The sequence below is a fragment of the Kineosporia mesophila genome, assembly GCF_021129235.1.
Lineage (GTDB): Bacteria > Actinomycetota > Actinomycetes > Actinomycetales > Kineosporiaceae > Kineosporia > Kineosporia mesophila.
This window is the reverse complement of sequence record NZ_JAJOMA010000009.1, coordinates 84,398-109,866: the sequence shown is the minus strand read 5'-3', so window position 1 is coordinate 109,866 and position 25,469 is coordinate 84,398. Positions and strand designations below refer to the sequence as shown.

Genomic DNA, 25,469 nt, shown 5'->3' with positions numbered 1-25,469 from the left:
CCCTAGGAGCCGAGGATGTCTCCCGTTCCCCGAACGTCCCCTGATCGTGCTGGCCATGATCGCCGATATCTACCGACCCTGATCGGCGCCGTACTGGCCCTGATGGCCGGTTTCCTGACCTTCAGCCCGGCGGCGCCCGCCCAGGCCGCCGCCACGTTGCTCTCCCAGGGCAAGCCGGCCACGGCCTCGTCCAGTGAGAACGACGGCGTCTTCGGTGCCGCCAAGGCCGTCGACGGAGACGCCGGAACCCGCTGGTCGAGCGCTTTCTCGGACCCGCAGTGGCTCCAGGTCGACCTGGGCAGCACCCAGACGATCACTCAGATCCAGCTGAACTGGGAAGCCGCCTACGCCTCGGCCTTCACGATCCAGACCTCGGCCAACGGCACCAGCTGGACGAACATCACTCCCACCACCGCCGGTGCGGCCGGGCTGCAGACCATCAACGTGACCGGTAGCGGCCGCTACGTACGGATGAACGGCACCGCCCGGGCCACCGCCTACGGCTACTCGCTCTTCGAGTTCCAGGTCTACGGCGGCACTTCCACCGACCCGACGCTCCCGACCTCCGACACCCCGGACTTCGGCGCGAACGTGAAGATCTTCGACCCCACCACCCCGACGGCCACGATCCAGACGGCCTTCGACAACGCCTTCAACTCCCAGCTGGTCAGCCCCACCGCCCAGTTCGGGACCCAGCGGTACGCCTTCCTGTTCAAGCCGGGAACGTACGGACGCGTCTGGGCGAACCTGGGTTTCTACACCTCGGTGGCCGGTCTCGGCCAGAACCCCGACGACGTCACCATCAACGGTGCGCTCAACGTGGACTCCGGCTGGAACTACGGCGACACCTCCAACGCGACCCAGAATTTCTGGCGCAGTGCGGAGAACCTGTCTGTCGTGCCGGAGGGCGGCACCGACCGCTGGGCCGTCTCGCAGGCCGCGCCGATGCGCCGGGTGCACATCAAGGGCAACCTGACGATGGGCCCGTCCAACCAGGACAACGGTCAGGGGTACTCCAGCGGCGGGTACCTGGCCGACAGCAAGGTCGACGGCCAGATCTCCTCCGGTTCGCAGCAGCAGTGGTACACCCGCGACAGCACCATCGGCAGCTGGACCGGCGGTGTCTGGAACATGGTGTTCTCCGGGGTCTCGGGTGCACCGGCCAACGCGTTCCCGAGCCCGCCGCACACCACCCTGGCCACCACGCCGGTGACCCGGGAGAAGCCGTACCTGTACGTGGACAGCGCCGGTAAGTACCGGGTGTTCGTGCCGTCGCTGAAGCGCAACTCCTCCGGGGCCAGCTGGCCGAACACGCCCGGCACCTCGATCCCGATGAGCCAGTTCTACGTGGCCAAGCCCGGTGACAGCGCTGCCCGGATCAACCAGGCGCTGACACAGGGCCTGAACCTGTTCTTCACGCCGGGCACTTACACGCTGGACCAGACGATCAAGGTCACCCGGGCCAACACCGTGGTCACCGGCATCGGCTTCCCGACCCTGATCCCCTCCGGCGGGGTCACGGCCCTCAGCGTCGCCGACGTGGACGGGGTCAAGATCAGCGGCCTGACCTTCGACGCCGGCACGACCAACAGCCCGACCCTGATGAGTGTCGGGACGGCCGGCGCCCACACCGACCACGCGGCCAACCCGACGAGCATCCAGGACGTCTTCTTCCGCGTCGGCAGCAGTGTGCAGGGCAAGGCCACCACCACCCTGGCCGTGCACAGCGACGACACGCTCGTCGATCACATCTGGGCCTGGCGGGCCGACCACGGCGGTGCGGCCACCGGCTGGACGGCGAACACCGGTGACACCGGTCTGCTGGTCAATGGGGATGATGTGCTGGCCACGGGTCTGTTCGTGGAGCACTACCAGAAGTACGAGGTGATCTGGAACGGTAACCGGGGCAAAACGATCTTCTTCCAGAACGAGAAGCCGTACGACGTGCCGAACCAGGCCGCCTGGATGAACGGCTCCCAGAACGGTTACGCCGCCTACAAGGTCGCCGACAGCGTGACCGATCACGAGGTGTGGGGCGCAGGCTCGTACTGCTACTTCAACGCCAATCCCGCGGTGAAGCTCGACCACGCCTTCGAGGTGCCGAACAAGACCGGGGTCAAGCTGCACAGCATCCTCACCGTCTCGCTCGGGGACGTCGGCACGATCAGCAATGTCGTCAACAACACCGGCGGGGCGGTTCCCAACCCGGCCGGCAACACGGTGCCGCGCAACGTGGTGTCGTACCCGTGAATTAGCTCGCGGTAAGGCCCGGGCACCGGAACATTCCTGATCGGTCCGTGAATCCCACTGGAATGGATGGGGTTCACGGACCGATCGGGTCGATCCGGTGCGGAATCAGTGGGCGCTACCGATTCCCCGGTCGGACTCGGCGCCGGCCAGCATGAGGGTGGTCTCCTCGATCCGGCGGAATCGGCCGTCCGGCGCCAGTTCAGCGAACAGGTAGACCTCCTGTGTCACGGTTGAGCCGTCGCGCTTGGTGATCGTCACGAGATGGCGGTCGGCGTAGCGCCGGTCATCGCTCAGCTCGTCCAGCACCTCGACGTGAGCACTTGCGACAACAGCCCGTAAGTGAGTCATGTGCTGGAGGAACCCGTCCAGGTCGTCCCACCGCCCGTCGGTGCGCTGGCGGTAGTCCGCGGCGAAGTACCGGGAGACGAGGTCGGGCAAGGGCTGCTCACGTTCGTTCAGCAGCTCATGCAGAACCTTGGCGATCGATGGCATGGCGACTCCTTTTAGCGTGTCTTCGGCACGCATTAAGGTAAACCAAAAGCGTGCTCGATGCACGCTATGATGGCAAGGTGAGCACCGACGACATCACCACGATCGCCGACGCGCTGGGCTCCGTGCTGGGCCGCGACTTCCGTGGCGGGCTGTACGAGTACCTGACCGCGGATCTGCACGACGCAGTCGATGCCGGCGCCTATCCCGTTCTCAGCGGCCTGGATCGGGCCGGGGCCGTCAGTGCGGCCGGTCTCGGTCACCTGGTCGGGCTGGATCGTTCCGTGGTCAGCCGTCGGGCCTCTCGCCTGACCGCCGCGGGGCTGGTGTCCTCCGCGCCGGATCCGGACGATGCCCGGGCCAGCTTGCTCACGCTCTCCCCGGCCGGCGTCCGGCTGGTCGGAGTCATGCGCGCGCGTCTGGCCGATGCCCTGGAGCAGCGCCTGGAGGCCTGGCCGGCTGCCGACCGGCGTGATTTCGCCCGCCTCCTGAAGTGCTTCGCCCTGGCCGGGCCGCTACAGCCACCCCATCGCTCCGGGCGCCGCTGACGCCTGGAGGCCCACGTCCTCGCCGCTGCGCCTCCCCTGTCGCGGTGCCGACGACCGCTCGTCGTCCGGTGGGGTTGTCCCGCCTCAGGCGGCCGGTGTCGTGGTCGGACCGCCACTCGGCACCGGGCCACCACCCGCGTCCTCACCCTCGTTCGTCGCACCGGGATCGACGCTCACCGTCAGGCGTGCGGTGACGCCGCGGTCGGTGCGGTGCTGGTGGAAGTTCAGGGTCAGCAGCCCGCCGGCGGACCCGGTGCCGGGGTAGATGCTGTCCTGCTCCAGAGTCGTTCGCGGCGTGGTGTTCTCGCTGTAGGGCGGGTACTGGTCGAGTAGGGCGATCAGTCTCTCGCCGAAGTACAGCTGCCCGGTGTGGCAGGTGTGGCCGCCGGTGTAGCCCGTCGCGGTGGCGCTTCCCTCCGTGTGCACCTTGACGTGAATGTGGACCGCCCGCCCGGCGTACCAGCCGGGAACGATGCTGGCGAAGGCCACCCGGCCGTGGCGATCGGTGATCTGCATTCCCCGCAGGAAGGTCAGGTCGTCGGTGGGGGTCACGTGCCCACCGCCACCGCCCCCGGTCGGCGGACCGCCGGGGGTGCCGGAGGGGGTTCCGGTCGGGGGAGGGCCGCTGGGGGTGGGCATGCCGGTCGGCGGTCCAGCACTTCCCGGCTCGCCGGTGCCCCCCGACCCCTGTGAGGCGTACCCGGAGTAGACGCCCTGTCCGTCGCAGTGCCAGATCTCGATGGCGGCGTTCTTGACGGGCTTGCAGCTGCTGCCGTCGATGAGCCGCAGCTCGAGGTCGAGGGGGATACCGGTGCGGTCCTCCGTGATGTCACTGCGCAGCAGGGCGTTGTCGAGGTAGTAGGGGCCTTCGATCTGTTCGCTGGTGAGCAGGCAGGCCCCGGCCGCCTCGGCCGCGGACACCGATGCGTTACCGGATGCCGAGGCGCCGGTGCCGGCCGGCACGCCCCAGGCACTCAGCAGGCCGGCCCCGGCCACCCCGCCGACGGCGAAAACCTTTCGGCGGGACAGTAATACTGCGGATACATCGTCATTGCCGGGCTCGTCCTCGTGGCTTGTGGTCATGGCCAGGGACGCTACTGGCAGTGCCGATTCGACTGCGCCAGGTAAAGCTGTGGGTCTTCTGTCAACGCGATCAGGAGGGGGCCCAGATTTTCAGGCCGCTCAGCGTCCACCCGGCCAGTTCCAGGCCGGGGAGAAAGCGATCATATCCGGCAATGTACCCGGGGCCGGGCGCGGGTAAGTGGCGCCCTCCAGGCATCGACCTAGGGTGAAGGCATGTCTTCGCTCACCGAGTACTTCACGCTCAGCAATGACGTTCAGATCCACAAGCTCGGGTTCGGCACCTGGCAGATCCCCGACGGTGACGACACCTACAATTCGGTCACCACGGCGCTGAAGCTCGGCTACCGGCACATCGACACCGCCCGGGCCTACGAGAACGAGGCCAGTGTGGGCCGGGCGGTGCGCGACAGCGGCATCCCGCGCGACCAGATCTTCATCACCACCAAGCTGCCGGCCGAGGTCAAGGACTACGACCAGGCCCGCGCCACCTTCGAGGAGTCCAGCTCGCTGCTCGACCTCGGGCACGTCGACCTCTACCTGATCCACGCCCCCTGGCCGTGGGCGGAGCAGGGTAAGGACTACAGCGAGGGCAACATCGCGGTCTGGACGGCCATGGAGGAGCTGTACGAGGCCGGGCGCGTCCGCTCGATCGGTGTCTCCAACTTCAGCGTCGCCGACCTGGAGTCGCTGACGGCGTCCACCCGGATCCGCCCGCAGGTCAACCAGATCCGCTGGTTCATCGGCAACACGCAGGACGAGACCACCGCCTACTGCGAGGCCAACGACATCCTGGTCGAGGGCTACTCGCCGCTGGCCACGGGCGCCATCCTCGACAACCCGCAGGTGCGGAAGATCGCCGAGCAGTACGGCAAGACGGTGGCCCAGGTCTGCATCCGCTACCTGCTGGAGAAAGACGTCCTGCCCCTGCCCAAGTCCACCACCCCCTCCCGGATCGCCGAGAACGCCGACGTGGACTTCGTCCTCAAGCCCGAAGACGTCACCTTCCTCGACGGGCTGACCGACACCACCGCCTGAACAACTCAGCCATCGATCTTCCATACGTGGTGACCCGAGGCGACTTCGACGCTCTCGCGCCCCGGTAACCGCACCGTGGCCGTGGTGCCGGTCGGCACCGTGGCCTCCACCACGATCACGTCACCGTCCCGCCGCCAGCCGGCGCTCGCCGTCCCGTACGGCGTGTGCAGGTCGGCGCGGGCGTGATCGAAGCTGGGCAGGGGTACCGGGGCGATCTCGAGGGTGCGGTAGCCCGGTTCGCCGGGAGCCAGGCCGGCCAGTCGCCGGTGCAGCCAGTCGGCGATCGCGCCCAGGGCGTAATGGTTGAACGATGTCATCTCGCCGGGGTTGATCGAGCCGTCCTCGAGCATGCTGTCCCAGCGTTCCCAGATCGAGGTCGCTCCCATCGTGACCGGGTACAGCCAGGACGGGTTGCTCGTGGAGGTCACCAGGGCGTCCAGTACCTCCAGCTGCCCGGTCTCGGTCAGGGCGTCGCAGACCAAAGATGTGCCGACGAATCCGGTACCGATCCGGAAGTTGTTCTCGCGCACCAGTGAGGCCAGGCGTTCACCCATCCGGTCGCGTTGCTGCGGCGAGTCGTGCAGGCCGAAGACGATGCCCAGCGCGTAGGCGGTCTGCGAGTCCGACGACATCAGCGCGTCCTCGCCGACGTACTCGTCCACAAAAGCCCGATGGATGTTGTAGGCCAGCGCCGAGTACCTCTGCGCCTGCGCCGGTCGGCCCAGAAGCATTGCGGTGCGCGATGTCAGAAGGGCCGAACGGTGGAAGTACGCCGTGGCCACCAGATCGGGTGAGGTCATGGCCCGGAAGGCGTCTTCGGGCGGGGCGGTCGGGTCGAGCCAGTCGCCGAACTGGAAGTCACCGGCCCACAGCAGATCCTGCCCGGCGCGTTCCTGCACCAGCCCGACCCACGCGCACATGCTGGTGAACTGCCGCTCGAGCACCTCGCGGTCGCCGTACCGCTCGAACAGTACCGCGGGCACCACGGTGGCCGCGTCTCCCCAGGCCGCCGTCGGGTTCGTCCCCTCGCCGGGCGGTTCGTCCCCGCCGCTGATCACGTGCGGAACGGTGAAAGGCACGCTTCCGGTGCCGATCGCGTCCTGCTCCAGGCCCAGGTCGACCAGCCAGGAGGCCAGGAACGCGTCGACGTCGTAGAGGAAGGCGGCGGTGGGCGCGAAGACCTGGATGTCGCCGGTCCAGCCCAGCCGCTCGTCGCGCTGCGGGCAGTCGGTGGGCAGGTAGAAGAAGTTGCCGCGCATGCTGCGCACCACATTGGCGTGCAACTGGTTGATCAGGGGGTGCGAGCTCTCGAAGAAGCCGGTGCGGCGCAGATCGGAATGAAGGACGACGACCTCGGCGGCCGCCGGATCGATCGGCTCGGGGAGCCCGGTCACCTCGGCGTACCGAAAGCCCTGGAAGGTGAAAGCCGGCTCCCAGATCTCCTCGCCGTTCCCGGACAGGACATAGGTATTGGTGGCCCGCGCCGAGCGCAGTGGCCGCACCCCCAGCTCGCCGTCCTCCAGCACCTCGGCGTGCCGCGTCACCACGCGGGTGCCGGCCGGGCCGGTCAGCCGGATCCGCAGCCGCCCGACCACGTTCTGTCCGAAATCCAGGATCTGCTTGCCACTACGGGAATTGAGGACGCGGGTCACGGGCATCCGCTCGATCGCCCGCACGGCGGGCGAGGTGCGGGCCTCGGGGACCGGAAAGTTCTCCCGGAGCACGTGCGCCGCGGACCAGGCCGAGTCGTCGAAACCGGGGCGGTCCCAGCCGGGCATCTCCCGGCGGGCGTCGTACTCCTCACCGTCGTAGAGGCTGGCGGAGCGGCGGGGGCCTTCCGTGGTGCAGCGCCACTGTTCGCCGCTGAGAACGTCGTCGGTGCTGCCGTCGACGTACTCCAGTTCGAGATGGACGGTCACGGAGGGCTGTTCGCCGTAAGAGACGCCGCTCTCGGTCATGAACCCGACCCGTTCGGTGTACCAGCCCCCGGCCAGGTCGATCCCCAGGGCGTTGGCGCCCGTCGCCAGCAGTGCGGTGACGTCGGTCGATTCATGGACGATGCGCGAACGATAAGGCGTCCAGCCGGGTTTGAGCACCTGATCGTCGACCTCGTGGCCGTTCACGAAGGCCTGGTACACGCCGTGAGCCGTCGCGTACAGCGTGGCCCGCCGCAGTTGTGGGCGCACGGTGAACTCGGTGCGCAGCAGGACCGGCCGGGCCGCAGTCGTCGGTTCCGGGGCGGCGATCAGCGGTGCCACCCAGTCACGACCGGACCGGAAGGCGGCCCGGATGCGGCAGGGCTCGCTCCAGTCCGAGAGCAGGCCGTCCGAGCCCAGCACCCTCACCTGAACGGTGCGTACGCTACGGGATCGGAGGGGTTCGAAGGGCCAGGGGACCAGGACCGAACCGGGTCCGTCCACCCGGGCGACCACCTCGTCCTCAATTTTCATCTCGGCCCATTGCTGTGACCAGCCGGGGGTTTCCGAGACGGTGGTCCAGGACAGGCGAGGCGTGGCGGTCGCGACGTCGGCGCTGTCCGACCTCAGCTCGGCCCGCACTGATGCGATCCGCGTGGTCATGAGAGATCCTCCTGGACGGAATGGTTCAACCCTTCACCGCGCCGCTGGTCATACCGGCGACGATCTGCCGGTTGAAGAAGACGTAGAGCACCAGCGGGGGAATGGTGGTGAGCAGGATGTCGGTGAACAGCAGGTTGTACTGGCTCAGGGTGCGGCTCTGGAAGCTGTAGAGCGTCTGCTGCACGGTGGCGTTGTCGCTGCCGGGCAGGAAGTACAGCGGCCCGGCGAAGTCGTTGAACACCGTGACGGACTGCACGACGATCACGGTGACGACCACGGGCCGCAGCAACGGCAGCACGACCGAGAAGAACAGCCGGATCGGCCCGGCGCCGTCGAGCACCGCCGCCTCGTCCAGGTCGCGGGGGATGGTGGCGACGAACGCGCGGAACAGCAGGATGCAGAACGAGAGACCGAACGTCGCCTCGATCAGGATCATTCCGCTCATGCTCTTGAACAGATGGGTCTTCTGCAGCACCCAGATCGTGGGCACTACGGCCGGCGGCACGATCAGGCCCGCCAGCACGAAGAAACTGACCACGCCGTTGAGGCGGGAAGGCCTGCGCTGCAGCACGTATCCGACCATCGCCGCCAGCACGACCATGATGGTGACGCTGCCGACGGTGAGCACGGCGCTGTTCCAGAACGCGCGGCCCATCAGTCCGTCGTCGGTCGAGAGCACGGTGGTGAGATTGTCCCAGAAGACCCATTCCTGCGGCCATCTGAAGCTCAGCTGGCCGGCGTCCGGGGCGGTCTTGACCGCCTGGAGCAGGATGAAGACGAACGGGACGAGGAAGACCACGAACGAGATCACGATCGCGATCCCGCCGACGATCCAGCGCTGGGTGGTGCGGTTCACAGGTCCACCTGCTTGCGGTTGAGGACGGCGAAGACCGGCAGGACGAAGGCGGTCACGACCAGGAAGAGCACCACGTTCCCGGCGGTGGAGAGGCCGTAGAAGCCCGCCTGGTACTGCTTGTAGATCACCGATCCGATGACGTCGCTGGAGTATCCCGGCCCACCGCCGGTGGTGGCCCAGATCAGGTCGAACGAGCGCAGCCCACCGATCAGCGACAGGATGACGACGGTGGTCGTGGCCGGGCGCGACAGCGGCAGGGTGATGGACCAGAAGATCCGCCAGGCGCTCGCTCCGTCGACCCGGGCCGCCTCGAAGTACTCCTCGGGGATGGCCACGATGCCGGCGATGTAGATCAGGGTGGCGATGCCGACGCCCTTCCAGACGTCGATGGCGGCCACGCTGAGCAGCGCCAGGTTCGGGTCGGTGAGCCAGCCCGGCTGGGGCAGGCCGACCGCGCCGAGAGCGCCGTTGACGATGCCGTGGAAGGGATCGAGCAGTGACTTGAACGTGAGCCCGATGCCGATGGTGGAGACCAGGACCGGGAAGAAGACCACCGCCCGCAGGTAACCACGGCCGATGAGGGACGAGGTCAGCAGCAGTCCCAGCGACATCCCGAGCACGATCTTCGCGGCCGAGGTGACGAACGCGTAGATCACCGTGTTGGTGAAACCCTTGAGAAGCTGCGGGTCCTGGAAGAACTCGACGAAGTTGTCGAGGCCGATGAACTCATGGTCGAACAGCGTCCACCGGGTCAGGGAGAAGTAGAACGAGACCAGGGTGGGCACGGCGAAGAAGATGACGTACAGGATCACGGCCGGGGCCAGGAACCAGGACGGGTAGAAACCACGCATCAGGCTGCGCGAGCGCGCTTGCGTCGACATCGACACAGAACCTCTCGTCGGATCAGGGGGGCCGGATGCGTCACCGTCCGGTGACGCATCCGGGTTGGTCACCAGCCGCTGAGCCCGAGCTGCTGGGCCTGCTTGCGGGCATCGTCGTCGTACTGCTTCGCACCCTGCGCCCCGCTGGTGATTCCGGAACCGACCTGGACGGTGATCTTGTCGAGGTTCGGGCCCTTCACCTCGGACAGGAACTCCAGCGCGGGGGCGACCTGACCGTCGTCCAGGTACTTCTGCACGTCCTTGACCGCCTGGGACACGTCGCTGGGCTGCTTGCAGACGGGGGAGACGAACGCCCCGATCGCGACGCCGGTGTCGGACTGGATCTGGCAGCCCTGTTCGCTGGAGCTGACGAAGGCCACGAATTTCTTGGCCGCCTCGAGCTTGTCGCCCTCGGCGCTGCGGGGGATGTAGAGGCCGCCCGGCTGCCAGATGGTCGCCGTGGTGTTCGCGGCGTCGTCCGCGGGCAGGGCGAAGAAACCGATGTCGTCCACCGCGTCGGGGCTGTCCTGGGCGATGGTCGGCAGCTGGTCGCTGATCATCGGGTACTGCGCGCCCTTGCCGTCGGCCAGCGCCTTGAGGGCCTGGATGTTGGTCATCGAGGCGTAGTCCTTGTTCACCAGCCCGGATTTACCCAGCTGTTCCAGGTGCGTGAACGCGGTCAGGGCCGGGCTCTGCCCGAATTTCTTCTGTCCGGCGGTCCAGCCCTGCGCCCAGGCCGGGTCCTGCTTGGTCACGTTGGCGAAGTCGGCCAGCACCGGGACCTGGGCGGTCCAGGCGTCGCCGTAGGCCTGGAGCACCGGCGTGATGTCGGGCTCGGCCGCCTTGATCTTCTGGCCGTTGGCGATGAACTCGCTCCACGTGGTCGGCACCGACAGCTTGAGCTGGTCGTAGACCTTGCGGTTGTAGAGCACACCGCCGCCGGAGGACTGGCCCAGCGGCGCGCCGTACATGCCCTTGTCGGTGCTGACCACCTTCTTGTACGAATCGGGCAGGTCGGCGGCCCAGGCCTCACCGGACAGGTCGGTCAGCTGGTTGTCGGGTTGCAGCGCCCGGAACAGGGCCCCGGCGTTGTAGTTGAAGACCTCGTCCATCTCGCCCGTGGACAGCTTGGTCTTGACCAGGTTGTCGCCGTCGGCACCTTCGGGAAAGGTGTCGAGCTTGACGATGATGTCGGGGTTCGCCTTCTCGAAGGCGTCGATCTCGGCCTGCGCGCCCGCCTTGCTGCCTTCGCGGGCGACCACCAGGTAGGAGATCTCGGTCTTGCCGCCGGCACCGCTGTCGTCACTGCTGCCGCAGGCGGCCAGGGCCGCCCCCGCGACCGCGATCGTGACGCCGAAACCGCAAGCACGCAGCGTGCTCCGTACACCTCTCATGGCCGTACCTCTCTGTAACGCTTCACGTGAGGGACACCCACCAGCAGCGGGTGTGGGCCGAGCATAGGTTTGCCGTTTACATCGATGCAATAGGCCCTCGGCTTAGCTCGGGCGCTGCCCTGAGGGCGCGAGGTTGCCTGAACGACAGCAGTTTCCGCCGGCCTGGAGATTTCGCCCAGGCGGTTTTGCGGTCCTGGCGGGTTACGACTCGCCGGCCTCGTCCGCGTACCGGCTCGGTGGGACGCCGAAGGTCTGGCGGAAGACCCGCGAGAAGTACAGCGGGTCGCCGTAGCCCACGTGCGTGCAGATCTCGCTGACGCGCAGACCGCTGGTGCGCAGCAGCAGCGCTGCCCGCTGCATGCGGACCTGGCGGACCCAGACCTGCATCGAATGGCCGCTGTAGCGGGTGAACAGCCGCTCGGCGGTGGTCGGGCTGCACCCACCGGCCTCGGCCACGACGCCGACGCTCAGGTCGGAGTTCATGTGGCTCATGATGTATTCGGTCATGCGCATGAACGGCGCCGAGGCGCGGGCCTCGGGGGTGGGGCCCCCGGTCCAGTCGGCGGTCTCGCGCACGAACACCTCGCCCAGAGCCCGGAAGACCTCCTCGTCGTACGGGCCCTCGGTGAAGCGGTCCACGACGTAGGTGCCCAGGGTGGTGAGCTGGCGGCCCGGCGCGGAGGCCGTCGGCATCGCGACCGCCTGACGGACCGAGCCCGGCAGATCCGAACGCTGCTGCGGGTACACGAAGTCGTCATCGGGCCGGTGGGCCACCACGGGGGTCACCTCGGTGTCCCGGGAGTGCCAGGGGACGATGTGGATCGTGCCGAGGCGGAACGGGTTCCGGGTGTCCGGCCGGTACTCGATGTCGTGCTGCCACGGCAGCCGCAGCACCGTGCGCGGGGACATCTGGAAGGGCTGCCCGGCGGAGACGATCAGGCCGGAACCCTCGGTGGCCCAGAGGAAGCAGGTACTCATCACCTGGGGGTGCCGGATGTGCTCGTGCGGGCCGAAGTGGTACCAGTTCGCCCACACGACCACCGGGCCGCCGGACGGAATCTCTCCCATCTCCTCATCCTAGGCACGGGTTCGGGTGGTCGGATTTTCCATGTCCGCAGTGGCGCCGTGTATGGGCTCTTTGTCCGTCCACGGAGAGTCAGAAAAAAGTTTGGTCAGGGCCCGTCAAGGCTGCTGCCGGAGTTCGAGGTGGAGGCGTTGAACGCGGCCGGGGACGTGTGCTCGACCAGCCGGCCGCTCAGCAGCAGGCCGGGCAGGACGGCGATCGGTGCGGCCCAGCGGCGGACGACAGCGGGGAACACCGTGCTCCTTCCAGCCGCATCCACCGGCGGCCACCCGACGCCGCCTCCGATCGGCACGCGGGCCCAGGACTCGAGTCCCGGGTTCTGTCCATCGGGCACCTTCGTCTCGACCGATGCGTTGGACTGTGCGGATAATGCTGGTGGACGCACGGAAGGCGGGGGTCATGGCAGTGGCGAGGTTCGCCAGTCGTTTCGTGGACGGCGCGCTCGACGTCGCCCATCAGCGGGCGCCCGTGGTGACCGAGCGCGCCTATCGCACCGTGGCCGGCCCCTTGCTACTGGCCGATCCCGCGGGTGCGGCCCAGGCGGTCGAGGCCCGGCTGGACGGTACGCGCGAGCGGGTGGCCCAGATGGCCGTGCGGGGGGCGGTGCCCTCGGCCGCCGCCCGGCGGGTGCGGCGTGACCTGGCCCGGTCCCGGGCCGACGTCGAATGCATCGCCTCCCGGCTGCCCGTCGTCCAGGCGCGATCCCTGACCCTGCGCTCGAGCGCCTACTCGGACACGCTTCAGTCGCTCTCGGCCCGGCCGCCGGCGCGCGCCGGAACCGACCTGGCGTGGGGCGCCGGGGTTCTGGGTGTGAGCCTCGCCGCCTGGATCGGTGGGCTGCTGCTGGTGGGCGGCGGCGTCCTCACCGCGAGCCTGGTCGGCGTGCTCGCGGGCGTCGTCACCGCCTCGTTCGTCACCGGTGCCCGCACCCGCCGGGTCGGCCGGGCCCGGATCAGCGCCATCGCCGAGAGTCTGGCCCGGGCCGATCTGGCGGCCATGGGGTCTTCTTCCGCTCAGGCCCCCGGTCTGGACCGCGACCGCCGCGCCCAGCTCGAGCGGGCCCGGGCCTCGGGCCGCCTGGACCAGCGGGGCCTCGCCGCGCTGGAAGCGATCGATACCCACCTCGACGACCTGCTCGTCCGTCTGCTGGAAGGTGAGCTCGAGGCCGACGGCATCCACCTGGTGCAGGGCACGATCGAGCGGTACCTGCCCGACACCCTGGAACCGTTCCTGGCCATGCCCGACCGTCAGGCCCGGGTGCGTGAGCGGCCCGCGGTGATCGAGGTCGCCGACCAGCTGACCTCGATCGAGGCGGCGCTGGCCGAACTGGTGCGGCGTCCCTCGCGCAACAACCTCGAGCAGCAGCTGCTGCGGCAGGGCGAGTTCCTGCGCTCGAAGTTCGGCACGCCGCAGAACGCTTCTTAGGACGAGTAGATCGCCAGCTCCGACAGTTGCGCGGCCGGGTAGCCGCTGCCCCCGGTGAAGGTCAGCCGTAGGTAACGGGTCTGGACCGGGGAGAAGCTGACGGTGACCGGCGGGGAGCCGGCCTGCGCGAACCGGTAGGACGATCCGCCCCGGACCGTGCTGAACGAGCTGCCGTCGGTGCTGCCGCGCACCGTGAGGCTCTGCGTGCGGCTCTTGGTGGTCGCGGGGGCCGACAGTTCGAGACGGGCTACGGTGACGGTGCGGCCCAGGTCGACGGTCACCGAGTCGGGGTATCCCGACGAGGCTTCCCAGTAGGTGCTCAGGTCGCCGTCGGTCAGAGCGGCCGCGCTGGTGCCGGACGCCTGGCTGGTCACGCTCAGGCCGGCGGAGGCGGCCAGGTTGCCGGTCGGGGCGGGCACATCGTCGTCGGACCCGGAACCGTCGCCCGATCCCGGACCGTCGTCAGATCCGGAACCGGAACCGGACCCGGCATCGTCGTCGGACCCGGTGGCGGGATCGGCCTCGTCATCGGTGGCCGGTGCGGTGCCGCCGGAGCCGTCCCCGGATCCGGTGCTCGGCTGTGCGGCGCCCTGGGTGCTGCCGGGCGCGGAACCTGCTCTGCTACCGGCCGTCTGGCTCGCACCCGGTGACGAACCGGGCGAGGCGGAGGCACTGGCCCGAGCCGTGGAGGTCGCCGACGCGGTGGACGAGGTGGTGGGCGAGGCGCTCACCGACGCGGAGGCGTCCGGTACGGGGATGTCCACCTGGAGCCCCGAAGGTGAGGGACCCAGGTCGGAGGAGCGGGTCGTCCACTGCACCACCGCCACCCCACCGACGATGACGGCCACCACCGCCGCGATCGCCCAGACCCCCAGGCTGATCCCGAACGGCCCGCGCCGCGGCGCGGGGGAGTGGGCGCCGAGGTCGAGCTCAACGGTGGACACATCCTCGGTCGACCGCCGCGGTGTCTGGTTGTTGCTGTCCACGCAGGAGTTCCGCCCAACGTCTGAGCGCGGCCAGGTTGCTGCACTGGCCGCACATTCTGACATATCGCCTGGACAGGCCTGCTGGTCACTGGCGGGTGGCCACCGCACTACGCCGCGGTGTAGACGACGACGCGCAGGTCGCCCCGGTGGAGAGTCAGCACGTCCAGGTCCAGGTCGAGGTGGCCCTGGACCGGGTTCGGCACCAGCAGACGGTCGGCGTGGGCGCCCGGGATCGGCGGGGCCTCCCAGAGCTGGGCGAACTCGGGGCTGAGGGCGTGCAGGTCGGAGATCATCGACGAGAGCTCGGCGTCGGCCGGGTAGCGGCGGGCCGCCTCGCGCAGTTCGGCCACGACGGTGGCGCGGAACCCGGCCAGGCGTTCGGGGACCTCGAACACCGAGGGGCCGGTCTCGGTGAACGCGCGCCAGACCACGTTCCGGTCGCGGCCGGGTGTCTCCGGCACGGTGCACACGTCGGAGTGCCAGAGCTCGTTCGCGGCCAGCACGGTCCAGCTCGCGTCGCAGACGCAGACCGCGACCTCGGTCAGCCGGTCGAGCATGCGGCGGGCCGGTTCGGTGACCTCCCGCGGGACCTGGCCGTCGGGCTCGGGGGAGGCGGCGAACCCGGCCAGGGCCCGGAGCCGCACGTGTTCTTCCGGGCTCAGCCGCAGAGCGCGGGCCAGCGCGTCGACCACACTCGGGGACGGTCGGCGGCGGCCCTGCTCCAGGCGTTTCATGTGTTCCCCGGAGACGCCCACGATGCCGGCGAGCTCCTCCCGGCGCAGGCCGGGTACGCGCCGCGTGGCGGGCAACGACGCCGGCACCCCGGCTTCGTCCGGTGTCAGCCGCCGGCGCAGGGTCCGCAGCGTGTTCCCGAAGTCGTCGTCCCGCCACACGGCTTCATTGTGTCAGTCGCGGGCCAGGCGCGGTCCACCCGGGACCGCGGCGTCGGCGGCGTCGATCGGCTCCATGTAGAACCGCGACCGGCGGATCAGGCCGTCGCGCACCGTGATGATGACGACGCCCTTCAGCTCCTGCCCGGCTGCCTGGGTGTAATGCCACTCGCCCCACACCTCGTCGCCGACCTCGACCGCGTTCGTCATGGCGATCGTGATGTCCGGCGACATCGTGAAGATCATTTCCCAGTTCCGGCGCACCTGCTCCGGCCCCTGGAAGTCCCGGCCCGGGTGGGCCGGCCATTCACCGGAGAAGTCCGGGCCGAAACAGGACGAGACCGCGTCCAGGTCGTGGTTGTTCAGCGCTTTGATCAGTTGCTCTACCAGGGGATTGCTCATGACGAACCACGCTATTCGCCGGGGCGGGAGGCCTGCCGGGGCCAGGATGTACCACCCGCGAGACAAATCAGTTGCGCCCGCAGAAGTGGCCCGGCACCATCGTCATCACCAAGTAGTGCCTGAGTGCCCGGAATCGAAGGGAGAGAAGACCATGCGAGCGACGCCTGCGCGACTGCCCCGTCCCCTGCCTGCCCTCTCCGTTTCGACTCCCCCGAAGGACATCTCACCGTGCACGAAAATGATCAAGAATTCGGCCGTCGCCGTCGCGGGCGCCGCCGTTTCGACGACGAGCTCAACGACTCGTATTCTCTGGACGAGCTGACCCCTCGCCCGGTCCGCCCGGAACCCGAGCCCGACCCGGACACCCCCGCCACCGGGGACCGGTGGAGCACCTGGGGTGAGACATCCCCCACCGCTCGGGGCCCGCGTCCTCACCCGGACTGGCTGGTCATCGAATCAGCAGCGGTGGATACCGATCTGGGTCTGCTGAAGACCGGTAAGGAAGCCGACGTCTCGCTGCTGCGCCGCGGTGTGCCGGGCACCGACCGCTCGTGTCTGCTGGCCTGCAAGCAGTATCGCTCGTCCGAGCACCGCCTGTTCCACCGCGACGCGGGGTACATGGAGGGGCGTCGGATGCGTGAGTCGCGCAGCAACCGCGCGATGGACCGGCGTACCGACTTCGGCCGGGAACTCATCGCGGAGCAGTGGGCCGGGGCCGAGTTCGAGGCCCTGAGCCGACTCTGGCAGACCAGCCGGGAGCGGGGGCGCCCGGTCGTGCCCTATCCCGTGCAGATTCTGGGCACGGAACTCCTGATGGAGTTCGTCGGCGACCACGGAACCGGCCACGGTGCGCCACGTCTGGCGCAGGTGCGGCCCACTCCCGAGGAGGCGCAAGACCTCTGGCGGCAGGCGGTCTCGGCGATCGGGCTGATGGCCCGCTGTGGTCTGGCCCACGGTGACCTGTCCGCCTACAACGTCCTGGTGCACGACGGGCAGCTGGTCCTGATCGACCTGCCCCAGGTGGTCGATCTCATCGCCAACCCCTACGGCCCGAAATTTCTGTACCGGGACGTCGGCAACCTGGCCGCCTGGTTCGGTGCCCGGGGCGTCCCCGGGATCGACGCGCGGCAGGTCACGCAGGAGCTGCTGGCCGAGGCCGGAGTGTACTGACAACGCCGTCGGCCCGCCCCGAAAGCCTCTCCGGGCGGGCCGACGGCGACTGCTCTAGGAGATCAGGTCCTCGGGCAGCTCCTGCGGCTGCGGTGCGCCCGGGTGCCGGATCGAGTCACGGCCCCGGCGGGCCGAGAGCTTGCCCGTAGTGGTCTCCAGCGATTTCGTCAGCTTGGGGACGGCACCGTGGTACGCATCGTGCACGTTCCCGGCGGAGTGTGTCACGACCAGTGACTTGACGCCGGCGATCCGCGCGTCCAGGGAGCACCGGATGTCGTCGGTCCCGGGCTTGTCGCCGTTCTGGTCGCTCAGGTGCACCTCGACGCGGACCAGCTGGTCGGAGAAGCGCGAGAGCGACTCAAGGAGCTGTTCCTCGATCCAGTCCGTCTCCGTCTTGATGTACTTGTCGGTCTGAACCTGAACCTGCACGGGCTTACCTCCATCGCAATCGTCTTACTGCACGGCAGCGTTCCACAAATGGATCAAGGCCGCGACGGGAGATCACGTGGCGGCCGGGCCGCAGATCGAGGGCGTCCGGTATCGTGCAGATACCGGCCGGTCGGTTTGCCAGTCGGCACCGGCCGCCGGGCCTGGGTAGGGATGAAGGACGATGTCGGCATGAGGCAGACGAGTGTTGCGGACGATGTGATGAGGGCGGCCCTGGAGCTGTTCGCCGGCCAGGGGTACGCGAACACGTCGGTGCAACAGGTGGTAGAGGCCGCCGGTGTCACCAAAGGCGCCCTCTACCACTACTTCCAGTCCAAGGACGACCTGCTCTTCGCGATCTACGAGCGGATCCTGTCGGTGCAGACCGAGCACCTGAACGCCATCGTGGAGAAGGAGCTGCCGGTCGGCCAGAGCCTGCGCGAGGTCTGTGTCGACGTGGTCGAGACCTCGGCCGACTTCCTGCTGGAGGGCACGGTCTTCTTCCGCAGCCAGCACATGCTCTCGGCCCCCCGGCAGCAGGAGGTCACCCGCCGGCGCCGGGCCTATCACGAGGTCTTCATCGGCCTTCTGGCGCAGGGGCAGACAGAAGGCCTGTACCGCAAGGACATTCCTGTCACCGTGATGGCGGCGCACTTCTTCTCCGACCTGCACTACCTCTCGTCCTGGTACTCCCCGGCCGGCCCGGAGGACAAGACCACGCTGGCCCACCAGCTCACCGACATGTTCCTCGTGTCGATCGCCGCGTCGAACCGGACCACCGAAACCTGATCCCCCGACCCTCAGGAGCAGCCCGTGTGTGATCTCGCCCCGCCCTTCGTCCTGGAAGTAACCGCACGAACGAGGGACGACCGATGAGCCCGGGCGGTGAAGGGCTGGCCGGGCGGGTGGCCCTGGTCAGTGGGGGAGCCCGGGGCCTGGGCGCCGCCTACGTGCGCGCCCTGCACGAGCGCGGCGCGAGCGTCGTGATCGGCGACGTGCTGGACGAGCAGGGCCGCGCCCTGGCCGAAGACCTCGGTGAACGGGCGCACTTCGCGCACCTGGACGTCACCAGCGAGCAGGACTGGGCCGGGGCCACCGGGGTGGCAGCCGGTCTGGGCGGCGTGCACGTGCTGGTGAACAACGCGGGCATCGCCAACGCCGGGCGCATCGAGACGTACGAACCGGCCCAGTGGCACGCCGTGATCGCGGTCAACCTGACCGGCGTCTACCTGGGCGTGCGGGCCGTGGTGGGAATGATGAAAGACGCCGGTGGCGGCTCGATCATCAACATCTCCTCGGTGCAGGGCATGCGGGGAGGGGCCGCGCTGCACGGGTACACCGCCTCCAAGTGGGGGGTTCGCGGGCTGACCAAGTCGCTCGCGGTCGAGCTGGGCCAGGACGGGATCCGGGTGAACTCGGTGCACCCGGGCTTCGTCGAGACCGACATGACGCAGCGCCTGGACGCCCAGCGGCAGGTCATCCCGCTGGGGCGCATCGCCCAGCCGGAGGATCTGGTCGGCGCGGTGCTGTTCCTGGCGGGCGACGCCTCGGCCTACGTCACCGGGGCGGAACTGGTGGTCGACGGGGGCATGATCGCCGGGGTCCCGTACAGATAGGACAAAAACATACCGTCCGGTCGGTTTAGGTCGTAGGGTGGCGATAACCGACTCAATGAGGTGTCGATGGCCACACACGGTGCGGCGACGGAAAGACCCGTTCCCCGTTTACGCATACAGGGACTCGGAGTACGGTTCGGCGGTCTGGACGCCCTGGTCGACGTCGGCCTCGAGGTCGGCGACGGTGAGGTCGTCGGCCTCATCGGCCCCAACGGGGCCGGCAAGACCACCCTGTTCAACGCCGTGTGCGCCCTGGTCCGCCCGTCCACCGGCACGATCGAGACGGCCGGGGTGCCCGCCCCCGGGCGCCCCGACCGCCTGGCCGCCGCGGGTATCGCCCGCACCCTCCAGGGCCTGGGCGTCCTGCCCGGGCTCAGCGTGCTGGAGAACGTCCTGGTCTCGGTGCTGGACCGCCCGGACCGCAACGGCCGGGCCCGGGTCGCCCTGGAACGCGTCGGCCTGGGCGCCCGGTCCGGCGACCCGGTCGGCGCCCTGCCCTACCCGGAGCAGAAACGCGTCGCCCTGGCCCGCGCCCTGGCCACCGGTCCGAGCCTGCTCCTGCTGGACGAGCCCGCCGGCGGTCTGGGCCCGGCCGACGTCCTCGACCTGAGCACCACGATCCGCGAGGTCGCGGCCGGCGGGTGCGCGGTGCTGCTGGTCGAGCACCACGTCGACTTCGTCATGGGCGTCTGCGACCGGGTCGTCGTCCTGGACTTCGGCCGGGTCATCGCCACCGGCCGCCCCGAGGAGGTGCGCCGCGACCCCGCGGTCGAGGAGGCCTACCTCGGCCTGGCGGTGGACCGATGACCGCAGCCCTCGAGATCCGCCGCCTCACCGCCGGTTACGGGGCCGAACCGGTCCTGCGGGAGGTCAGCCTCCAGGTCCCCGACGGCCAGGTCGTCACCCTGCTCGGCGCCAACGGGGCCGGCAAGACGACCTTGCTGCGCGCCGTCTCCGGTCTCCTGCCCACCACCGGGACGGTGCTGCTGCGCGAGCAGGACCTCAGCGACGTGCCCCCCGAACAACGCGTCCGCCGTGGCCTGGCCCACGTGCCCGAAGGCCGCGGCGTCATCGCCGAACTCACCGTCGAGGAGAACCTGCGCCTGGGCGGTCTGTGGCGCCACGGCCGCACCGCCCTGCGCGAGCGCACCGACGCCGAGTACCAGCGCTTCGAGCCCCTGGCCCGCCGCCGTAAAGCCCTGGGGCACCAGCTCTCCGGCGGCGAACGACAGATGCTGGCTCTGGCCCGCGCCCTGGTCGCCGCCCCCGACGTCCTGCTGCTCGACGAACCCTCCCTCGGCCTCGCCCCCCAGGTCGTGCACTCGATCATGCAGACACTGCGCGACCTGTGCGACAGCACCGGCCTGACCGTCCTGCTCGCCGAGCAGAACGCCGCCGGCGCCCTGTCCATCGCCGACCGCGGCGTGGTCCTGCATCTGGGAGAGGTCCGCTCCGACGGCCCGGCTGCCCAGATCGCTCAGGACGAGGCCCTCCGACACGCCTATCTCGGCTATTGAGGGGGTACTGATGGATCGTTTCGTCTTCCTTCTGGCCACCGGGATCGCGGACGGCGTCGTGTTCGCCCTCTTCGCCCTCTCCCTGGTCCTGATCTGGCGCTCCACGCGGATCATCAACTTCGCCGCCGCGGCCATGGCCGTGACCGCCTGCTACCTCGCGCTCGCCGTCACCGACCTGACCGGCAGCTACTGGGCCGGCCTGATCATCGCGGTGCTGGTCGGCGGCACCCTCGGCTGGGCCGTCGAGCGAGGAGTCATGCGCGCCGCCCGCGACCCCCTCTCCGGGGTCATCCTGGCCATCGGGACCGTGATGGTGCTCCAGGCCCTCACCGGCATCCTGGCCGGACCCCAGTCCCGTCCCGCCCCTGTCCCTTTCGGCGACCGGCCGGTGATCGTCGGCGGAGTGCCGACCCTGTCCCCGTACGACCTGTTCGTCATCGCCGTCGCGGTCACCCTCACCGCCGGACTGCACACCCTGTTCGCCCGCACCTCCCTGGGCCTGCAGATGCGCGCGGCCGCCTTCGCCCCCGAGATGTCCCGCCTGCTCGGCGTTCCCGTCGCCCGGATGCGCACGCTCGGCTGGATCCTGGCCGCGGCCGTCGGGGCGCTCGCGGTACTGCTGGCCGTACCGGGCGAACTGGGCCTGGATCCGCACGCCGGGGACCCGCTGTTCGTCAGCGCCTTCGCGGTCGCGGTGATCGGCGGCCTGGACTCCGCCGAGGGCGCGGTGATCGGTGGCCTGCTGGTGGGCGTCCTCGTCAGCCTGGTCACCGGCTACCTCGGCGCGGCCGTGGCCCCTCTGGGTGTGCTGGCCCTGCTGGCCCTCGTGCTGCTGGTTCGCCCGGCCGGCCTGTTCGCCGGGGTGGAGGCGAGGCGGGTATGAACCAGAATCCGCGCCGCATCGTCCTTCTCACCGTCGGCGGCCTGGTCGTCGCGTTGGCCGGGACGTTCCTGCTCGACCCTTACCGCAACTACCTGCTGGCCCTGGTGGCCGCCCACCTGTGCGCCATCGCCGGGCTGAGCCTGCTGATCGGGCGCACCGGCCAGCTGTCGCTGGGGCACGCGGCGCTGATGGCCGCCGGGGGCTACGGGTACGTGGCCGGGGTGAAGTTGGGAGACGGTGCCGTACCGGACGGCCTGCAACCGGTGCTCGGCCTGATCGTGGCGGTGGTGACCGCCTCGGTCGTGGGCCTGCTGCTGGGGCTGGCCGGGGCCCGCCTGCACGGCCCGTACCTGGCCGGGCTCACCCTGGCGGTGGTCCTGGCCCTGCCCGCGCTGACCTCCCAGATCCCGGCCCTGGGCGGCGACCAGGGCCTGATGGTGCCCTTTCGTTCGGTGCCGCAAGCCCTGTCGTCACTGATCGCCCTGGAGCAGTGGCAGGCCTGGATCGCTCTCACCGTGGTGGCCGTCGTCCTGGGAGTGCTGGCAACGGTGGACGCGGGTGCGTCCGGGATCCGGATGCGAGCGGTCCGGGACGACGAGGTGGCCGCCGCCCTGGCCGGTATCCGCCCGGGGCGCATCAAGGTCCAGGCGTTCGTGCTGTCCGCCGCCGCGGCCGGAGCCGGAGGCGGGGTGCTGTGTTTCGTCGACTCCGGGGTCCGGCCCGGCGGGTACGGCGTGACGCTGTCACTGCTGCTCGTGGTCGGTGTCGTCGTCGGCGGTACCGGCCGGCTGGCGGGGGCGGCGATCGGTGCCGCGCTCGTGGTGCTGTTGCCCTGGCTGATCGGGCTGGGCACGTCCGGCCTCGACCTGCCGGCCGAGGCGGCCCAGCGACTGGACGGCAATCTCGCCGTGCTGGTGTTCGGCCTGCTCCTGATCGGTCTCACCGTTGCGGCCCCCACCGGCGCCCTCGGGCTCCTGACCCGGGCCGGGGCGTCCCGTAAGAGATCCGCACCATCCATCCCGACAACGTCGAAGGACTGACAATGACGTCGCGTTCACGGCCCGCAATTCGTCGTCCGGCCACGGTGTTCCTCGCCGTGGCCATGATCGGTGCCACTGCCCTGACCGCCTGCAGCACCCCGGAGAAGTCCGGGTCGTCGGGGGAGGCGAAAGACGTCCCCGGCGTTACCAGGACCTCCGTCAAGATCGGCACCCACACCCCACTGACGGGCCCGGCCTCGGCCGGGTACGCGCCGATCTCGAAGGCCGCGGCGGCCTACTTCGCCTACCTGAACGCCAAGGGAGGGGTGAACGGCCGCAAGATTGACTACGTGGTCAAGGACGACGGCTACAACCCGGCCACGACCTCCACCGTGGTGCGCGAACTGGTGCAGCAGGACCAGGTCTTCGCGATCGTGAACGGCCTCGGAACCCCGACCCACGCGGCCGTGGTGGACTACCTGAACCAGCAGAAGGTGCCCGACCTCTTCGTCGCCTCCGGGGCCAGCCTCTGGAACCAGCCCGAGAAGTCACCCCAGACGTTCGGATTCAACCTGGACTACGTGCGGGAGGGCAAGATCCTCGCGCACTACCTGCAGGAGAAGAACCCGGACGCCACGTTCTGCGTGCTGCGCCAGGACGACGACTTCGGCAAGGACCTGACCACGGGTATCACCCAGGTCCTGGGCAAGGTCACGGCCGAGCAGAAGTACGCGGTGTCGAACGAGTCGCTCACCGCCCAGATCGGTGCGCTCCAGCAGGCCGGCTGCACCGTGAACCTGCTGGGCACGGTGACCCCCTTCACCGCGCTGGCGCTGGGGACCGCGGCCAAGATGGGCTACCGCGCGCAGTGGGCGGCTTCCTCCTCCGGCGGTGACTACCCCTCGCTGGTGGGCTATCTGGGAGAGGACGTGGGCCCGAAGCTGCTGGAGGGCCTGGTCGCGGCGAACTACCTGCCGTTCGACGCGGACGACGACTGGGTCAAGCTGTTCCGGCAGATCAACACCGAGTACAACGCCGACGCGCCGTTCACCGGCAACACCATCTACGGCATGTCGATGGCCTACACCTTCGCCGAGGCTCTCGGCCGGGCCGGCCAGAACCCGACCCGTGAAGGCATCGTCGAGGCACTGCAGTCGGGCTCGGTGAAGTCGAACGGGATCACCCCGGCGGCCTTCTCCGCCACCAACCACGATCCGTTCGGTGGAGCCGGGATCACCGTGGTGAGCAAGGGCGTTCAGGCCTACCTGGACGGCCAGGTGTTCACGACCGACGCGCAGGCCGGCCCGGTCGAGGCGTACACCGGGCCGGCCGTCGCCCTTACGGGCGAGGGAATTCCGGGGAAGTAGCACCCGAGGCGTTCCCGGCCGGTGCGTGCTCGGCGACCAGCTCACGCTTGAGCAGCTTGCCACTCGCACCGGTCGGCAGCGTCTGACGTACATGCACGACCCGCGGGTACTTGTAGGCGGCGATCCGTTCCCGGGTGAAGGCCAGGATCTCCTCCCCGTTCAGTGACTGCCCGGGGGCGGCCACCACCGCCGCGTGGACCTCCTGCCCGTGCACCGGGTCGGGCACCCCGAACACCGCGACCTGGGCGACCGCCGGGTGCCGCAGGATCACGTCCTCGACCTCGCGCGGGTACACGTTGTACCCGTTGCGCACGATCATGTCCTTCTTGCGGTCGACGACGGTGATCACGCCGTCCTCGTCCTTGGTGCCGAGGTCACCGGTGCGGAACCAGCCGTCCACGACCGCCGAGGCGGTCGCCTCGGGATTGCCCAGGTAGCCCTTGAAGAGGTTGTGGCCCCGGACCACCAGCTCACCGAGCTGACCGGCGTCCACCAGCTTGATCTCCCCCTCGAGAACCGGGTCGGCGACCTCGACGTCGACACCCCACAGAGCCCGCCCGACCGTACCGGGCCGGGTCGGCTCGCCGACGTAGTTGAACGAGACCGTGGGCGAGGTCTCGGTGAGCCCGTAACCCTCGTGAACCGAAGCGCCGAAAGCCTTCTCGAAGGCCTCCAGGAGCGGCACGGGCAGCGCGGCGCCACCGGACACCGCGTACCGCAGGGGCGGCGTCTCGTTACTGCGGGCCGCCGCCTGCACCACGCCCAGGAACATGGTGGGAACGGCGGTGAAGATCGTCGCGCCGTGACGCACCATCAGGGCCAGGGCCTCGTCCGGATCGAACCGCGGCAGCAGGAGCACGGTGGCGCCCCGACGGAACCCGATGTTCAGCACCGAGGACTGGCCGAAGGTGTGGAAGAACGGCAGACCGCCGAAGATCACGTCGTCGGGCTGGACGTCGCCGCTGTCGATGAGCGCGACGTGCACCTGCTCGACCAGGGCCAGATGACTGGAGACCGCCCCCTTGGGGCGCCCCGTCGTCCCACTGGTGTACAGAATCGTGGCCGGGGCCAGGGGATTGACCGAGGCGTAGGTGCGGATCGGGGTGCTCGTGCGGGCCTCGTCCTCCAGGCGGGCCACCGGTGCACCGTCGGGAGCCAGCACCGTCACCACCGGGACCCCGGCCGCGGCGGCCGCCGGCAGCCCCTCGCCGAGCGCCGGGGCGGCCAGGACCAGGAGGGATGCCCCGCTGTCACGCAGCACGTGCTCGATCTCCCCGGCCTTGAACAGCAGGTGCACCGGCACGACGACGGCGCCGAGGGAGAGCACGGCGTAGTAGACACGGGCGAAGTCCGGCACGTTGGGCACCAGCATCGCCACGCGGGTGCCCGGACCGACTCCGCGGTCGGCCAGTGCCCCGGCGTAGGAGCGGGTCTGATCCCAGAGCGGGCCGTAGGCGATGGACTGGTCCCCGCTGATCAGGGCGGTGCGGTCGGGTGTGCGGCGGGCGGTCTCGGCCAGGATGGCGGCCACCGAGAGGGTGCCGTGGCCGGGGCCGGCCAGGGCTTGGTCGTTTTCGGGGGTCATCGGTGTTTCCCTTTCTCGTCCTT

Annotated in this window: 25 protein-coding genes; 12 read left to right on the top strand and 13 right to left on the bottom strand. The window is 69.5% G+C overall.

Annotated elements, in window-relative coordinates:
- The first annotated feature begins 15 nt into the window (after nucleotides 1-15).
- Complete coding sequence (locus tag LR393_RS14640; protein ID WP_231484458.1) at nucleotides 16-2,250, top strand: discoidin domain-containing protein; 2,235 nt, start codon at nucleotides 16-18, stop codon at nucleotides 2,248-2,250.
- Nucleotides 2,251-2,355: 105 nt separating this feature from the next.
- Here the strand turns inward: LR393_RS14640 and LR393_RS14635 are convergent, their stop codons facing one another.
- Nucleotides 2,356-2,742 (bottom strand): hypothetical protein, encoded by a 387-nt coding sequence (locus tag LR393_RS14635; protein ID WP_231484457.1) that lies wholly within the window; start codon nucleotides 2,740-2,742, stop codon nucleotides 2,356-2,358.
- A 77-nt stretch (nucleotides 2,743-2,819) separates the two neighbouring features.
- Here LR393_RS14635 and LR393_RS14630 point away from each other — a divergent pair, with 77 nt between their 5' ends.
- The gene (locus tag LR393_RS14630; RefSeq protein ID WP_231484456.1) at nucleotides 2,820-3,287 is read left to right on the top strand and encodes a MarR family winged helix-turn-helix transcriptional regulator; all 468 of its coding nucleotides are present in this window, start codon (nucleotides 2,820-2,822) and stop codon (nucleotides 3,285-3,287) included.
- 84 nt (nucleotides 3,288-3,371) lie between these two features.
- Here the strand turns inward: LR393_RS14630 and LR393_RS14625 are convergent, their stop codons facing one another.
- Entirely contained in the window at nucleotides 3,372-4,370 is a 999-nt protein-coding gene (locus tag LR393_RS14625; RefSeq protein WP_231484455.1) for an intradiol ring-cleavage dioxygenase, read from the bottom strand.
- Nucleotides 4,371-4,583: 213 nt separating this feature from the next.
- Here LR393_RS14625 and LR393_RS14620 point away from each other — a divergent pair, with 213 nt between their 5' ends.
- Nucleotides 4,584-5,405 (top strand): aldo/keto reductase, encoded by an 822-nt coding sequence (locus LR393_RS14620; RefSeq protein ID WP_231484454.1) that lies wholly within the window; start codon nucleotides 4,584-4,586, stop codon nucleotides 5,403-5,405.
- Between the two features lie 5 nt (nucleotides 5,406-5,410).
- Here LR393_RS14620 and LR393_RS14615 read toward each other — a convergent pair whose 3' ends face one another.
- From LR393_RS14615 to LR393_RS14590, 6 genes are all read right to left on the bottom strand, one after another.
- A complete protein-coding gene (locus LR393_RS14615; protein ID WP_231484453.1) occupies nucleotides 5,411-7,984 on the bottom strand; it encodes an alpha-L-rhamnosidase in 2,574 nt (857 codons plus the stop codon).
- Nucleotides 7,985-8,009: 25 nt separating this feature from the next.
- Nucleotides 8,010-8,840: a carbohydrate ABC transporter permease gene (locus tag LR393_RS14610; protein WP_231484452.1), complete on the bottom strand. Its 831-nt coding sequence runs from the start codon at nucleotides 8,838-8,840 to the stop codon at nucleotides 8,010-8,012.
- The gene (locus LR393_RS14605; protein ID WP_231484451.1) at nucleotides 8,837-9,721 is read right to left on the bottom strand and encodes a carbohydrate ABC transporter permease; all 885 of its coding nucleotides are present in this window, start codon (nucleotides 9,719-9,721) and stop codon (nucleotides 8,837-8,839) included. The genes LR393_RS14610 and LR393_RS14605 overlap by 4 nt, the downstream gene beginning before the upstream one ends.
- A 68-nt stretch (nucleotides 9,722-9,789) precedes the next feature.
- Nucleotides 9,790-11,115, bottom strand: a complete 1,326-nt coding sequence (locus tag LR393_RS14600; RefSeq protein ID WP_231484450.1) for an ABC transporter substrate-binding protein — start codon at nucleotides 11,113-11,115, stop codon at nucleotides 9,790-9,792.
- Between the two features lie 201 nt (nucleotides 11,116-11,316).
- Nucleotides 11,317-12,183: a helix-turn-helix transcriptional regulator gene (locus tag LR393_RS14595; RefSeq protein ID WP_231484449.1), complete on the bottom strand. Its 867-nt coding sequence runs from the start codon at nucleotides 12,181-12,183 to the stop codon at nucleotides 11,317-11,319.
- A gap of 104 nt (nucleotides 12,184-12,287) precedes the next feature.
- Nucleotides 12,288-12,434 (bottom strand): hypothetical protein, encoded by a 147-nt coding sequence (locus LR393_RS14590; RefSeq protein ID WP_231484448.1) that lies wholly within the window; start codon nucleotides 12,432-12,434, stop codon nucleotides 12,288-12,290.
- A 164-nt stretch (nucleotides 12,435-12,598) separates the two neighbouring features.
- On the opposite strand from LR393_RS14590, the gene LR393_RS14585 reads away from it, so the two are divergent.
- Nucleotides 12,599-13,624, top strand: a complete 1,026-nt coding sequence (locus LR393_RS14585) for a hypothetical protein (RefSeq protein WP_231484447.1) — start codon at nucleotides 12,599-12,601, stop codon at nucleotides 13,622-13,624.
- Here LR393_RS14585 and LR393_RS14580 read toward each other — a convergent pair.
- The 3 genes from LR393_RS14580 to LR393_RS14570 all read right to left on the bottom strand — a co-directional run bounded on the left by LR393_RS14580 (nucleotide 13,621) and on the right by LR393_RS14570 (nucleotide 15,902).
- Entirely contained in the window at nucleotides 13,621-14,568 is a 948-nt protein-coding gene (locus LR393_RS14580; RefSeq protein ID WP_231484446.1) for a discoidin domain-containing protein, read from the bottom strand. The genes LR393_RS14585 and LR393_RS14580 overlap by 4 nt on opposite strands.
- 149 nt (nucleotides 14,569-14,717) lie before the next feature.
- On the bottom strand, nucleotides 14,718-15,503 hold the full coding sequence (locus LR393_RS14575; protein WP_231484445.1) for a helix-turn-helix domain-containing protein: 786 nt from the start codon (nucleotides 15,501-15,503) through the stop codon (nucleotides 14,718-14,720).
- 12 nt (nucleotides 15,504-15,515) lie between these two features.
- Nucleotides 15,516-15,902: a nuclear transport factor 2 family protein gene (locus tag LR393_RS14570; RefSeq protein WP_231484444.1), complete on the bottom strand. Its 387-nt coding sequence runs from the start codon at nucleotides 15,900-15,902 to the stop codon at nucleotides 15,516-15,518.
- A gap of 228 nt (nucleotides 15,903-16,130) precedes the next feature.
- Between LR393_RS14570 and LR393_RS36435 the strand changes: the two genes are divergently transcribed.
- Nucleotides 16,131-17,072, top strand: coding sequence for a serine protein kinase RIO (locus LR393_RS36435; protein ID WP_231484443.1), 942 nt, complete (start codon nucleotides 16,131-16,133; stop codon nucleotides 17,070-17,072).
- Between the two features lie 54 nt (nucleotides 17,073-17,126).
- Here LR393_RS36435 and LR393_RS14560 read toward each other — a convergent pair whose 3' ends face one another.
- On the bottom strand, nucleotides 17,127-17,501 hold the full coding sequence (locus LR393_RS14560) for an HPF/RaiA family ribosome-associated protein (RefSeq protein WP_231484442.1): 375 nt from the start codon (nucleotides 17,499-17,501) through the stop codon (nucleotides 17,127-17,129).
- Between the two features lie 189 nt (nucleotides 17,502-17,690).
- Between LR393_RS14560 and LR393_RS14555 the strand changes: the two genes are divergently transcribed.
- The 7 genes from LR393_RS14555 (at nucleotide 17,691) to LR393_RS14525 (ending at nucleotide 23,861) form a co-directional block, all read left to right on the top strand.
- The gene (locus LR393_RS14555; RefSeq protein ID WP_231484441.1) at nucleotides 17,691-18,287 is read left to right on the top strand and encodes a TetR/AcrR family transcriptional regulator; all 597 of its coding nucleotides are present in this window, start codon (nucleotides 17,691-17,693) and stop codon (nucleotides 18,285-18,287) included.
- Nucleotides 18,288-18,370: 83 nt separating this feature from the next.
- Nucleotides 18,371-19,114, top strand: a complete 744-nt coding sequence (locus tag LR393_RS14550) for a glucose 1-dehydrogenase (protein WP_231484440.1) — start codon at nucleotides 18,371-18,373, stop codon at nucleotides 19,112-19,114.
- Between the two features lie 66 nt (nucleotides 19,115-19,180).
- The gene (locus tag LR393_RS14545; protein ID WP_231484439.1) at nucleotides 19,181-19,921 is read left to right on the top strand and encodes an ABC transporter ATP-binding protein; all 741 of its coding nucleotides are present in this window, start codon (nucleotides 19,181-19,183) and stop codon (nucleotides 19,919-19,921) included.
- Nucleotides 19,918-20,631 (top strand): ABC transporter ATP-binding protein, encoded by a 714-nt coding sequence (locus tag LR393_RS14540; RefSeq protein ID WP_231484438.1) that lies wholly within the window; start codon nucleotides 19,918-19,920, stop codon nucleotides 20,629-20,631. The genes LR393_RS14545 and LR393_RS14540 overlap by 4 nt, the downstream gene beginning before the upstream one ends.
- A 10-nt stretch (nucleotides 20,632-20,641) precedes the next feature.
- A complete protein-coding gene (locus LR393_RS14535; protein WP_231484437.1) occupies nucleotides 20,642-21,514 on the top strand; it encodes a branched-chain amino acid ABC transporter permease in 873 nt (290 codons plus the stop codon).
- Nucleotides 21,511-22,554: an ABC transporter permease subunit gene (locus tag LR393_RS14530; protein WP_231484436.1), complete on the top strand. Its 1,044-nt coding sequence runs from the start codon at nucleotides 21,511-21,513 to the stop codon at nucleotides 22,552-22,554. The genes LR393_RS14535 and LR393_RS14530 overlap by 4 nt, the downstream gene beginning before the upstream one ends.
- 2 nt (nucleotides 22,555-22,556) lie before the next feature.
- Nucleotides 22,557-23,861, top strand: a complete 1,305-nt coding sequence (locus LR393_RS14525; RefSeq protein ID WP_231484435.1) for an ABC transporter substrate-binding protein — start codon at nucleotides 22,557-22,559, stop codon at nucleotides 23,859-23,861.
- On the opposite strand, the gene LR393_RS14520 is transcribed toward LR393_RS14525, so the two are convergent.
- On the bottom strand, nucleotides 23,833-25,446 hold the full coding sequence (locus LR393_RS14520; protein WP_231484434.1) for a long-chain-fatty-acid--CoA ligase: 1,614 nt from the start codon (nucleotides 25,444-25,446) through the stop codon (nucleotides 23,833-23,835). The genes LR393_RS14525 and LR393_RS14520 overlap by 29 nt on opposite strands.
- Nucleotides 25,447-25,469: the final 23 nt, after the last annotated feature.